Source organism: Amycolatopsis kentuckyensis, from assembly GCF_002155975.1.
In the GTDB taxonomy this organism is placed as follows: domain Bacteria; phylum Actinomycetota; class Actinomycetes; order Mycobacteriales; family Pseudonocardiaceae; genus Amycolatopsis; species Amycolatopsis kentuckyensis.
The window spans coordinates 1-11878 of record NZ_MUMI01000145.1 but is presented as its reverse complement, the minus strand read 5'-3'; the positions used below and the strand labels follow the sequence as shown (position 1 = coordinate 11878).

8 protein-coding genes and 2 pseudogenes are annotated in these 11878 nt (G+C 73.0%); 2 read left to right on the top strand and 8 right to left on the bottom strand.

Annotated features, from left to right (window positions below):
- Window positions 1–69 precede the first annotated feature (69 nt).
- Window positions 70–1377, top strand: coding sequence for a sensor histidine kinase (locus tag CCN39_RS15510; RefSeq protein ID WP_086842627.1), 1308 nt, complete (start codon window positions 70–72; stop codon window positions 1375–1377).
- Window positions 1378–1389: 12 nt separating this feature from the next.
- On the top strand, window positions 1390–2241 hold the full coding sequence (locus CCN39_RS15505; protein ID WP_086842625.1) for a class I SAM-dependent methyltransferase: 852 nt from the start codon (window positions 1390–1392) through the stop codon (window positions 2239–2241).
- Here CCN39_RS15505 and CCN39_RS15500 read toward each other — a convergent pair.
- The 8 genes and pseudogenes from CCN39_RS15500 to CCN39_RS50155 form a co-directional block, all read right to left on the bottom strand.
- Window positions 2228–4135 (bottom strand): TNT domain-containing protein, encoded by a 1908-nt coding sequence (locus tag CCN39_RS15500; protein ID WP_086842623.1) that lies wholly within the window; start codon window positions 4133–4135, stop codon window positions 2228–2230. The genes CCN39_RS15505 and CCN39_RS15500 overlap by 14 nt on opposite strands.
- Before the next feature lie 34 nt (window positions 4136–4169).
- Complete coding sequence (locus CCN39_RS50715; protein WP_167455099.1) at window positions 4170–5240, bottom strand: ADP-ribosylglycohydrolase family protein; 1071 nt, start codon at window positions 5238–5240, stop codon at window positions 4170–4172.
- Window positions 5241–5405: 165 nt separating this feature from the next.
- Window positions 5406–5651, bottom strand: a pseudogene (locus CCN39_RS53100) (ADP-ribosylglycohydrolase family protein); the annotation flags it as partial.
- A gap of 1286 nt (window positions 5652–6937) precedes the next feature.
- Window positions 6938–7141 (bottom strand): annotated as a pseudogene (locus CCN39_RS51740) (YrhB domain-containing protein); the annotation flags it as partial.
- A 16-nt stretch (window positions 7142–7157) separates the two neighbouring features.
- Window positions 7158–9401, bottom strand: a complete 2244-nt coding sequence (locus CCN39_RS15490; RefSeq protein ID WP_086842621.1) for an ADP-ribosylglycohydrolase family protein — start codon at window positions 9399–9401, stop codon at window positions 7158–7160.
- The gene (locus CCN39_RS15485) at window positions 9402–10817 is read right to left on the bottom strand and encodes a TNT domain-containing protein (protein WP_244210801.1); all 1416 of its coding nucleotides are present in this window, start codon (window positions 10815–10817) and stop codon (window positions 9402–9404) included.
- A complete protein-coding gene (locus tag CCN39_RS15480; protein WP_086842619.1) occupies window positions 10814–11251 on the bottom strand; it encodes a hypothetical protein in 438 nt (145 codons plus the stop codon). Before CCN39_RS15480 ends, CCN39_RS15485 begins: the two co-directional genes overlap by 4 nt.
- A partial coding sequence (locus tag CCN39_RS50155) for a nucleotidyltransferase family protein (protein ID WP_491844423.1) occupies window positions 11248–11878 on the bottom strand: 631 nt, incomplete at its 5' end. The genes CCN39_RS50155 and CCN39_RS15480, both read right to left, overlap by 4 nt.

Below are 11878 nucleotides of genomic sequence, written 5' to 3'. Positions count from 1 at the left end.
ACCGGGTGGCGCGCAGCAGCAGGCCGTCCCGCTCGGTCGGGTCGAAACGGCGTCGGGGGCGCGTGAGCCGTGGCGGGCGGGGGCAGCTTCCTGGTGGCGCTGCTGCGGCGCGGCGCCCCCGCGATCGCCACCGCCACGAGTGAACTGCCCGACGAGATCGCCGACCCGGCTCCGATCCACGCGCTGCGGCGCATCTCCCGGATGTCCGGCCCGATCGACCCGACCGAGCGGGACGGCCTGCTGCTGCGCGCCACCCGGTACGTCGTGCTCATCCCGCTGGCCTACCGGCTGCTCGCGGTGCCGGGCCAGTTCGGCGTCTACGTCCTCCAGCACGGCACGACCGGGCTGCTGCCGGTCGGGGTTTTCACGCTCCTGTCGGTGGCGCTGAACGTCGCCGGCCTTCGCTGGATGTTCCGCTCGGCGCCGTTCCGCGGCCGGAACGCCGGGAAGCTCTTGGCCGTCGACCTCGCCTTCACCGTGCTCTCGCCGCTGCTCGTCGCGCTGACCGTGCCGGCCCCGGTGTACTTCGACGCGCTGGCGGTCACCAGCGTCCACCTCTACGGCGAGATCGGGTTGCTGACCCTCGCGCTGGGCCTGCCGAGCGGCGTGGTGTTCGGCTTGCTGAGCTTCCCGCTCCGGATGCTCGCGAACTGGCTGAACACCGGCGGGTTCCTGGCCGGGGCCGCCTTCTCGACGTACTCCGTGCTGCTCGCGGAGCTCTTCCTGGCCACCGCCGCGCTGGTGCTGACCGGCCTCGGCACGCGCCTGGCGCTGGCCTACGGCACCCGCAACGGGCGGCTCGCCGAGCGCGCCCAGCAGCACCGCAGGCTGCACGACACGGTGTTGCAGACCCTGGAGGCGATGGCGTTGTCCGCGCCCGGCAACGCCGAGGAACGGCTGGTCGAGATCCAGCGGCTGGCGCGGGCGCAGGCGATGGAGATCCGGCACACGATCGAGTCCGCGGCGTCCGAGCGGGCCGAGGCCGGTGCGCGGCCGCTGGGCGAGAAGCTCGCCGCGCTCGCCGCCGAGATGGCCCGCGACGGCCTGCGCGCCCAGCTCGTGGTGGCCGAGCTGGACGACGACACGCTGTCGGAGGTCCGGCAGATCGCCATCCGCGACGCGGTGCGCGAGGCGATGCGGAACACGATGAAGCACTCCGGCACCGACCGGGTCGTGGTCCGCGTCGAGGAGCGCGACGGCGGCATCGCGGTGATCACCCGCGACCACGGCAGCGGGTTCAGCGCCGCCGACCACCCGGCCGGGTTCGGCATCAGCGAGTCGATCACCGCGCGGCTGGCCGAGGTCGGCGGGACGTCGCTGGTCGAGTCGGGACTCGCCGGGGGTGGCACGCGAGTGACGTTGTGGGTCCCGTTCTGATATCTCCTGTCCATGACTTCGATCGACCTGCTCGCCGACGCCCTTGCCGCCTACCGCTCCGGTGACCGCGACCAGGCCGCCGAACTGGCCGCCCGGGCCGGCCGCGCCGGCTCCACGCTGGCGGACGAACTGCGGGACTACCTGGCCGGCGACGGAACGGCGCCGGTGTACGACCAGCCGAGCGCGTTCACGGCGTTCATCCGCGGCGGTGGCAACGTCGAGCTGTACCGGGCGCTGAGCGCCGAGCTGGCCGCCCGGTACGACGCCGGCAAGCCGGAATCGCTGCTCGACCTCGGCTGCGGTGACGGCCTCGCCGTGGTGCCCGCGCTGGAGCAGGCGTCGCACCTCCCGCCGCGGATCGACCTGGTCGAGCCGTCGGCCGCGCTGCTCGAGGGCGTCCACGAGCGGGTGCCGTCGGCCCAGTGCTGGCAGTCGACCGCGCAGGACTTCCTGGCGCGGGACGACCTCGGCTGGGACTTCGTCCAGTCGACGTTCGCCCTGCAGTCGATCGAGCCGGAGCAGCGCGCGGAGGTGCTGCGGGCGCTGCAGCCGCGCACCGGGACGCTGGTGCTGGCCGAGTTCGACGTCCCCGAGTTCGAGGAAGGCTCGCCGGAGCACCTCCGCTCGCTCGTCGAGCGCTACGAGCGTGGCGTGGCCGAGTACGGCGAAGACGCCACGCTGGTCGCGCAGGGCTTCCTGCTGCCGGTCCTGCTCGGGATCGTCTCCGGGCAGCAGCGGACGAACTGGGAGCACCCGGCCCGGGTCTGGACCGAGCAGCTGGCGACGGCGGGCTTCGCGCAAGTCGACGTCACCCCGCTCGCCGACTACTGGTGGTCGCCCGCCGTCCTGATCACTGCCTGCTGAGCGCGCCCGTCTCCAGGTGCTGGGCGAGCGTCCGCGGCAGCAGGTGGGCGACCGCGCCGCCCGGCATCCCGCCCCACGGCACCGCCACGCCGGTCAGCACGCGGATCGCGCGCTGCACCCGGTAGAGCCGCTTCTCGCGTTCGCGTTCGAACGCCAGCGCCGTCTCGGCGAACCGGGAGCCGTCGGCGTGCACCAGGTTGCCGGTCTCGTTGCCGTACCGGACGACCGTGGTGCCCGGCGGCAGCACGATCAGCCGCTTGCCGCGGTAGAAGTTCAACGGCGGCTCGCCGCGCATCGGCAGGATCGGCCAGTCGGCGGGCTGGTCGGACTCCTCCGCCGGCCGCGGCGGCAGCATCAGCAGCACGCCGAGCAGGAACCTCGCCGCCTCGCCGAGCGAGCCGAACGCCACCGGCTCGTCGGACGGCGGCCGCGAGACCTCCCAGCCGTTCTCGCCGCGGCGCAGCGTCCAGACGCCCTCGACGGGCATCTCGTTCGCCCCGATCCGGTAGGCGGCCGCGGGCACGCCGTGCTCGGCGAGCCGCTGCTGGAGCAGCTCCAGGGTCTCCGCGCCCTTCAGGTTCCGGACCGGCTCGCCGCGGGCCACGCGGGTCAGCGCGCGCTCGTCCGGCAGGTCGGCGGCCGTCTGCGGCGGCCGCGGCTGGCCGAGGACCTCCGCCTCGGCCGTCGCGCGGACGAGCTCCCCGACGAACGGCGGGCGAAATCCCGCCGCCCGGATGTGCTCGACCAGCTCCGGCTCCGGCGGCACGCCGTACTTGCGCAGGTAGTGCGGCACGGCGGCGGGCCAGATCCAGGTGCCGTCGGTGTGGAACGCGTTCGGGACGTCCGGCTTCGCGCCCGGCCCGCCGAAGATGTCCGGCAGCGGCGCGGGCCGGTGCAGCGCCACCGGCGCCCGGAACAGGTAGTCGAGCAGGCCGCGGACCTGGTCCGGCGGCACCGGCGGCCGGTTGACCACCGGGCGCTCGCCCTCGACGTGCGAATCGGCGACCCGCGCGTGCCGGAACACGACGTCCAGCGGCAGGCCCGCCTTCGCCGTCAGCCACGCCGGCAGGTGCTTCGGCGTCCGCGGGAAGGTCGCCAGCTCCAGTTCGTAGGCGGCGGTCGACGGGCGGCCGCCGTCGTTGGGCGGCACCCGCCAGTCCGGCTCGCGGTCGGCGTCGAAGTCGAAGTCGAACTTCGACTGTGCGTCGAGGGTGAAGGTGCCCTGGAACCAGGTGCCGGCCTCGGGCTGGAACATCGCCGCCCGCAGCCGCGCGAAGAGCCCGCCGAGCCGCGGTGCCGCGGGCAGGGACACCGACACCGGGCCGTCCTCGTCGCCGACCGCGCGGACCTCGATCTCGGCGTAGTCGCCGACCTGCCGGAACTGCGCGCCGACCCGCGCCCAGCCACCCGGCACGGTGTGCAGCAGCGTCCGGCCGATGGCGCGCAGCAGCGCGTTCTGGTCGCCGGTGCCCGGCTGCGGGCGTGCCTCCGGTGACTCGGTGAAGTCCAGCCGCGTCTGCCACAGCGCCGTGACCCGCTTGGCCGGCACGGTGACCGAGAAGTCGGTCAGGCCCAGCTGGGCGGCCCGCGCCGCGTCGTCGCGGACCCAGCGCAGGGTCAGCTCCGGCCGGTCGCCCGGCGCGACCTCGAAGACCTCGCCGTCGAACTCGGCGAAGGTCCGCAGGGTGAACGTCGACGGCACCTCGCTCGCCGGGACGACCTTCGCCGGACGGCCGTCGAACTCCTTGTCGAATCCCTCCGGCGCTTCTTCCTCCGGCAATACGGACAGCAGCACGGTGCCGTCCGTGGTCGACCGCTGCGCGCGGTAGGTCCCCTCACCCCACGTCGCATACAGGCCGTCCGGGCGTTCGGCCACTTCAACCCGGTAACGCACGTTTGTCCTCCCCGTCCCCAGTAGCCCCAAGAACCTAGTCGACCGGGTACCGAGCGAACCACCGGTCGTCGCCCGGCGCATCCGGGCCGAACTCGGTGAGCGCGTCGTCCGCCAGGCCGACGATGACTTCGCGGAGTTCCAGCCGGTCCAGCCAGCTTTCCCGCAGGGCCTCCTCGCCGTACATCGCGCCGACGAGGTTGCCGCAGACCGAACCGGTCGAGTCGCTGTCGCCGCTGTGGTTGACCGCCGCGAGCAACGCCGAGTCGGCGTCCGAGGTGGCCAAGGCGACGTACACCGACATCGACAGCGCGGTCTCGCCGACGTTGCCCTGCCCGAGCCGCTCGAGCTTCTCCGGCGTCGGCGGGCCCTCCATCGCCAAGGCCGCGTCGAGTGCCGCGCTCTGCTCTTCGTGCCCCGGGTGCTTGACGAGCTCGGCCCGCGCGGTCGCTACGGCGTCGAGCAGCGGCTTTCCGTGCAGCAGTTCGTGCATGACCACCGCGAAGCACCCGGACGACAAATACCCGCTCGGGTGACCGTGGGTCAGCGCCGCGCTTTCGGCCCCGAGCCGGAACACCTCGGCGAGGTCGTCCGACCACAGCGCGATCGGCGCCGCGCGCATCACGCCGCCGCAGCCCTTCGAGTTGTTGACTGGCCGGTCGATGGTGCCCCGGACACCCGAGCGGCCGTACGCCTCCAGCTCGCCGAAGCAGGTCAGGCCGGGCGCGCGCCGGCTGAACAGCTCCTGGTGCGTGATCAGCCACCCGTCGGCCGCCTCGACGGACGACTGCGGGCCGCGGGCCCGGTCCCACGTGACGCCCTGCGTGTGCAGCCAGCGCTGGTAGGCCATCTGCAGCGAGTGGACCACGTCCGATGACCCGGTCTTCCGCTGCTGGGCGTGGGCCCGGATCAGCGCTTCGAGCGTGAAGAGCGTCATCTGCGTGTCGTCGGTGATCCGGCCGATGCCGCCGTACGCGGGGATGAAGTCGGTGATGCCGTCCGGCCCGGCGATCTCGCGGATCCGGTCGATCGAGTCGAACTCCGTCTTCGCGCCCAGCGCGTCGCCGATCGCTCCGGCCAGCAGGCTGCCCCGCAGTCGCGATCGCAAGTTCGGTCCCTTCGGTTCCGGGGTGAACCGGCCGCTCGGGTACCGGCGCTCCCAGCGTGCGTGTTCCGCGGTCTCCGTCCGGAGGCCGTTGCGGTTGAAGTACCAGAAGACGTCGCTCGCCACGTCTTCGAGGAGGCCGAGGTCGGGCAGTTGGGTCGCCCAGGGCAGGCCGGGCACGCCGACGCGGGCACCGACCAGCGCGCCGGCGATCGCGCCCGCCACCGGTCCGGACCGGGCGGCGAGCCTGATCGCGGCTTCCGGGTCGTGGCCGCGCTTGGCCGCGGCGAACAGCGCGCGGCCGAGCACCGACCGGACGCTCCGGCCGTCGCCGATGGACTCCAGCTGCGCCACGTCATCGGCGTGGCGGTCCGCACGCAGCGCCAGCGTCGACGCCGCCAGGTCGCCACCCACCTCGTGCAGGCGGACGTGCACCGGCAGCGCGNNGCGCCGGCCGCGCTGCCGGTCAGTTCGCGGGCGACGTCCTTCGCGTACCGCTCGCCGTCGACGTCCGCCAGTGCCACCGCGCCGGCCGGGGTCGCGGCCAACGCCGTGGCCAGCAGCGCGGAGAACTCGGCGGGCGCCGGGCCGGCGTGCCGGGTCGCGACGGCGAGCCAGCCGACCGGGTCCGGCTCCGGCAGGGTCGCCGGGACTTCGCCGGTCGGCACCGGCGGCAGGCCGCGCAGCACGATGTCGGTGTGGAACAGCAGGTGCCGCGTCAGGCCGCCCAGCGGCAGGGGGCCGGCCGGGTCCGCGCCGCCGCCGAGGGCGTCACCGATCGCGAAGCCGACGTACGCGCCGACGATCCGGTGCCAGGCGAAGCGGTCGGGCGGCGTCCCGAAGGCGGAGAACTTCCCGAACGTCCAGGGCACCGGCCGTGGCCGCGCGTCTTCGCCGACGTGCGCGATCAGGCCGTTCGCGCTGAGGTCGGCAGGCCATTCCGGCTCCTGGCCGGCCCGGCGGCGGACGCCGTTGCGGTACTGCCAGGCGAACCCGCGCAGGTACCGGACGCATTCGTCCGGCGTCAGCTCGAAGTGCTGGTCGCGGGCGTGGTCCAGGGCGTACCGCAGGTGCCGGGCCGGCAGGTCGGGCGGCTCGACGCCGAACTCCGCGACCAGCCCGGGCAGTGCCGCGGCGACCTCGGGCCCGGCTTCCGGCGCGGGCTCTTCCACGATGGGCCGGCGCTCGCCGGTCGCGCCCAGCTCGGCGGCGGTGAGGCTGCGGACCAGCCCGGTGCCGGGGTCGAGGGTCAGCCCGGACGGCGGCAGGTCCCGGACCGTCACTCGCCAGCGGCGGGGGTACCGCCCGGGCACCTTCGCCGACGAGCTGTAGGCGATGACTTCGCGCTCGCCCTTGCCCGGCACCGGCCGCAGCAGCGGCTCGCCGTCGGGCAGCGGTACCAGCACTTCGCAGTCCAGCAGGGCGCGGACGAACTCCGCGCGGCTGATCCAGTTCGCGGCCAGGTAGTTCAGCAGCTTCTCGGCGTCGGTGGCCGGCGCCGGGTAGCCGCGCCAGACCGGGCCGGCGGTGTACTGCTCGTTGACCCGGTACTCGCCGTTCGCCCTGGTCCAGCCGCGGATGGCCCGCACCGGGAGGTCCAGCTCGGGGAAGGCCTTCTCGTCGAACTCCGGGTCGACGTCCGGCCGCCACTCCGCCTCGGCGGGCGTGCTCGCCATCGCCGCCCGGTCGTACCCGATCTCGCCGTCGTCCGGAACCACGACCACCGGGCTGGGGAACAGGCCCGCGCCGATGTCGGTGCGGTCCAGGTAGGCGGCCGTGTTGACCGTGAAGCGCCAGCCGTCCGGGCGGCGCGCGCTGAACTCCGGCCGGATCCGCAGCCGGTCGCCGCCGGGCTGCGCGCGCAACCACTCCCGCGCGCGGGCGACGGCTTCCTCTTCGTCCATTCTCCCCATCCTCGCGCTAATGCCGCGGGTACCGCTCGATCCAGGCGTCGCCGAGCGCGCTCAGCGCCGAGTGCCGGTCGAAGTGCCAGTACGCGTCCGAAGCGACGTTCTCGACCAGGTACCGCAGCTCCAGCTGGTCGACCCACTTCTGCGGCAGGCCCGGGATCCCGGTGCGCGCGCCGAGCAGTGCCCCGGCGATCGCCCCGGTGAGCGCGCTGCGGCCGGAGTGGTTGACCGCGCGAAGCAGCGCCTGCTCCGGGTAGTTCTCGAAGCCCGACAACGCGGCGAAGGCGCGTCCGAGCACCGACAGCGTCGTCTTGCCGTCGCCGATCAGCTCGGGCATCCGCAGATCGGGCAGCCCGTGCTCGCCGAAGAACGGCACCGACTCGGCGACCATGTCCTTGATCGCCGTCCACTCCGAGCCCTGCTGGAACTGGCTGTCCGGGTTGAGCACCTCGCGGCTGGTGTTCCAGATCGGGAAGCTGAACGCGTCCTTGGTCAGCGCGTGCTCGAACAGCCAGGTCAGGTAGGTCGCGGCGGTCAGGTCCTGCTCGTCGGGGTGGGTGACGCCGGCCAGTTCGCGCACCGCCTGCCGCGCCCCGCCGCTGAACCCGCTGCCGGGGCCGGCCATGGTCAACGCGGCGGGCAACGCGGGGATCAGCGCGGCCGGGCCGCTCATCGGCGGCGCGCCGGCCGCCCCGGTCGCGAGCTGGTGGTAGGCGTTGAGCTCGGCGTCGTCGATGTCGCGCCGGGCGTGCAGGTCCGGGACCTGCACGAGCCAGCCGTCCAGGGCGTCCATCGGCGCGCCCTGGGTGCGCAGCCAGCGCTGCAGCGCCCCGCGGACGACGTCGGGGAAGAGCTGCTCGGCTTCGCGGGATTCCGGCTGCTCGCGGTGCGGGCTGCGGATCACGGCCTCGGTGTAGAAGAGCAGCCGCTGCGTCAGCGAGCCGATCCGGCCGGGCTGGTCGAACGCCGGGACGAGGTCGGTGACGCCCTCGATGCCGAACTTCGCGTGGATGTCGTGCAGCATCATCCGGTCGACGGCCGTGCCGAGGGCCTCGCCGAGCGCGAAGCCGACGTACGCGCCCGTGACGCGCTGCCAGCCGTAGCGGAAGCCGTCGAGGTCCCGCTCGAAGTACTTGCCGAACGTGTCGAGCCGCGGCACCGTGCGGCCGGCGTTGTCGTACGCCGGGGCCAGGCCGTTCGCGCGCAGGTCGTTGGGCTTGCTGCGCGGCGGCTCCGGCATCTTCAGCCGCTTCAGCCAGGACTCGCCGAGCACGGTCTTCGCGCACTCCTCGGCCGTCAGCTCGAAGCCGCGCCGCCGGGCCTTCTCGGCCGCCAGGAGCGGTGGCTTCACCGGATCCGGCAGGCCCATCCGGGCCGCGGTCTCGGTGGCGACCCGGATCAGGTCCTCCTCGGCCTCCGGGCAGCGGCCGTGCACGTCGATGCGCGGCTCGTGCCGCGGGAACCGCTTGACGATCTCCGCGAGCTCGCCGCTGGAGACGTCCTCGATGGTCGTCGGGCCGCCGTTGATCACCAGGTTCGGCGGGTGCTCGAACTCGGCCAGCGTGGCGACGTCGACCTTCCACCAGCCGTGCTCGCGCGAGGGCAGGTGCCGGGTCGAGCTGAACACCTTGAGCTCGTTGCGCTCCTCGGCGAAGTAGAACCGGTCGGTCTTGCCGGTCTCCAGGTCGAGCGGGACGAACACCTCGCACCGGATCAGCCCGATGAGCAGCAGCTCCCGGGTCAGCCAGCCGACGCTGCCGAACGACAGCAGCGTCTCCAGGGTGTTCTCCGGCTTCGGGTAGCCGCGGCGGATCGGCCCGGCCTTGTACTCGGGGTTCTCGCGCTCCTCGCCGGTCTGGTTGCCGTCGGCGTCGACCTTCACCCAGCCCGCGACGGCCTGCAGCGGCACGCCCAGCTCGCCGAGCCCGGCCTTCACGTACTCGGGGTCGACGACCTCGCGCCAGTTCTCCTGGCCGGGGAACGCCACCGGCACCGACAGCCCGCCGGGGTGCGGGTGCGCCTGCCGCAGCTCGCCGTCCGGCTCGCGGACGACGACCGACGGCGGCGGGAAGATCTCCTTCTCCGGCCGGCCCTCGTCGAGGAACGCGATGGTGTTGTAGGGCACCGACCAGCCCTCGGGGATGCGCAGGACCTTCTCGGTGTCCACCCGGAGCCCGGCGGGACCGGAGACGTCCGGACCGTGCACCGCGCGCAGCCACTGGCCGACCTTGGCAATCGCTTCCGCCGCTTCCACCTACTCGATCCTCTCCAGGCTTCCGTCGGACTCGTGCTCGGCGATCGTCTTCGGCAGCACGAAGGCCACCGCGCCACCCGGCAGGTTCGCCCACGGAACCGTGATGCCGGTGATCACGTGCAGGGGGCGTCTGAGCCGGTAGCTCCGCCGCACCCGCTCGCGTTCGAGCGGGAGCGACGTCGTGGCGAACCGTACCTCGCCGTGGTGAACGAGATTGCCGGGTTCCTCGCCGAAGCGCAGAACGACCGTACCCGCCACCAGCCTGGTGATGCGCTTGTTGCGGAGCAGGGTGAGGGGAGGCTCACCCGGCGCCGGGTGCACCGGCCAGTCGTCGAGCTCCTTCGCGGTTTCCAGCGGTGTTTCGTGCCCGGCGGTCATCCGGGCGGGGTGCAGCAGCAACGCGCCCAGCAGCTGCTGCGCGGCGTACTCGAGCCGGGCGAAGTACTTCGGTTCGCGAGGTTTCCCGCCGGCGTGGGCGGCGACTTCCCAGCCGTCCGGCGTGTAGTTCAGGCACCAGGCGCCGTCCGCGCGCTCGCCGACCCGGTACGCCTCGGGCCACACCCCGTGCTCGCCCAGCCGTTGCACCAGCACGGTCAGCAGCTCTTCGTCGCCGAGCTGGGGATCCGGCGTGGTCTCCAGCTCCGCGACGACGTCCCCGGCGGTCTTCTTGACGTCGGCGCGGCCCGGCTTCGGCCGTGGCTTGCCCAGCAGGTCCGCCTCGGCGGTCCGCCGGACCAGCGGCTCGACGTACGGCGGCTGGAAGTGGTGCCGGCGGATGTGCGTGACCAGGTCCGGCTCCGGCGGCACGCCGTGCTTCGCGAGCAGGAGCGTGACCGCGTCGGACCAGATCCACGTGCCGTCGGTGTGGAAGCGCTCGTCGCCGTCTTCGTGCACGACGGCTTCCCGCTCGAGGTACTGCAGCACGAGCGGGACCTCGGTGTCGGTCAGCGGCGGCCGCTCGACCTCCGGGCCGCCGACGTCGGCGTGCCGGAACACCACGCCCAGCGGTAGTTGCGCGCGCAGCCGCCACCAGTCCGGGATGTGCTCGTCGGCCCGCGGGAACGCGGCCAGCTCCTCCGGCCAGGCGGCCGGCTCGGGCGGGCCGGTCCACACCGGATCGTCGTCGAGCGCGAAGTCGAAGTCGAAGCTGCCGTCGGGGTTCAGGGCGAACCGCGCCTGCAGCCAGGTGCCGCGGCCTTCGGTGTACATGCCGGCCCGCAGCTCGGTGAAGATGTCGGCCAGCTCGTCCGGCACGGCCGTGTTGTGGCCCGCGGTCTCGGTGTGCTTCCCGACCTGCCGGAAGTCGGCGACGGCGGGCACCTCGGCGTTGACGCGGTGCTCGCGCACGAGCTTTCCCAGCCGCACCAGGAGAGTGCGCTGCTCATCGGGCGAAAGTCGATGTTCCACGTGAATCATTGCGCCAACGTCGAGGTGTAGCTGAAGGTCGGCGGCTCGCCGGCGTCGAGGCGCGCGAACTCGTCCTCCCACAGCTTGAAAGTGCGCCGGTACAGCGAAACCTTGAGCGCGGCCTCCTCCCGGCTGAGTGGCCGTCCCTCCTCGCGGGCCACCGAGTGCATGGCGCTGATCGTGTCGTAGAGGGCGAAAATCGGGCCCCCGCCACGGAGGTACTCCCGCCGCAGGTCTTCGGTCCGGATGACGAACTGCTGCTCGGTCAGCGCCCCGATGTCCCCGGCTTGCGCGAAGAGGACGTCGTCGATCTTGTCGTTGTCCTCGACGAACCGCCCGGTCCGCCAGCTCAGGATGTACCCGGCGAGCCCGCCGTCGGCCGTCTTGTCGAGCCGGTACGGGCTGTCGTGGTGCCGGAAGTACGCCGGCGTCTCGATCGTCATTGCTCCGGCCTCTTGTTCAGCGCTTCCCAGAACTTCTCCCGCTCCCGCTTCAGCAGGGCGTTGATCAGGGCCTGCTCTTCCGCGGTGTACGGCCGCGGCCGCTTCTTCCCGGTCTCCGGATCGGGCCCGGGGCCTTCGTCGACGGCCCGGGCCTTGATGTCCCGGCGCACCTCGTACAGCGCGTGGTCGTAGGCGGAAACGGCGTCGACCGCCTTGAGGTGCAACCGGAACTCGGCGACGTGCCCGTCGATCCGGACCTTCATCTGCAGGTCGCTGTACCCGGCGGGCTGCGGCTTCACGAACCGGTCTTCGAACTCGACGATCTCGATGTCGTCGCGTGCCCGGATCTTCTCCAAGGCGGCGTACAGCATCTCGATCTTGTCGAAGCGGACGATGCCGCCGGCGATGTCGGTCAGCCGCGACGGGTCGCCGCCGTAGTTGGACTCGATCTTGTCCTCGGCGCGGCCGCGGCCCTTGAGCGTCTTGCGCAGGTCCGGCTCGCCTTCGGTTTCGGCCGCGATGTCCGGGACGACCTCGCGCAGCTTCGCCATCGCCACCTCGGCACGGGCGTAGACGCCGTCCAGGTACTTCTTGAACTCCGTCGCGTTGCCGAGGTGCTCCCGCGGG

Coding starts and splice junctions, on each gene's coding strand:
- CCN39_RS15505 (WP_086842625.1), top strand. CDS start 1,390: ATGACTTCGATCGACCTGCTCGCCGACGCCCTTGCCGCCTACCGCTCC.
- CCN39_RS15485 (WP_244210801.1), bottom strand. CDS start 10,817: ATGATTCACGTGGAACATCGACTTTCGCCCGATGAGCAGCGCACTCTC.
- CCN39_RS15480 (WP_086842619.1), bottom strand. CDS start 11,251: ATGACGATCGAGACGCCGGCGTACTTCCGGCACCACGACAGCCCGTAC.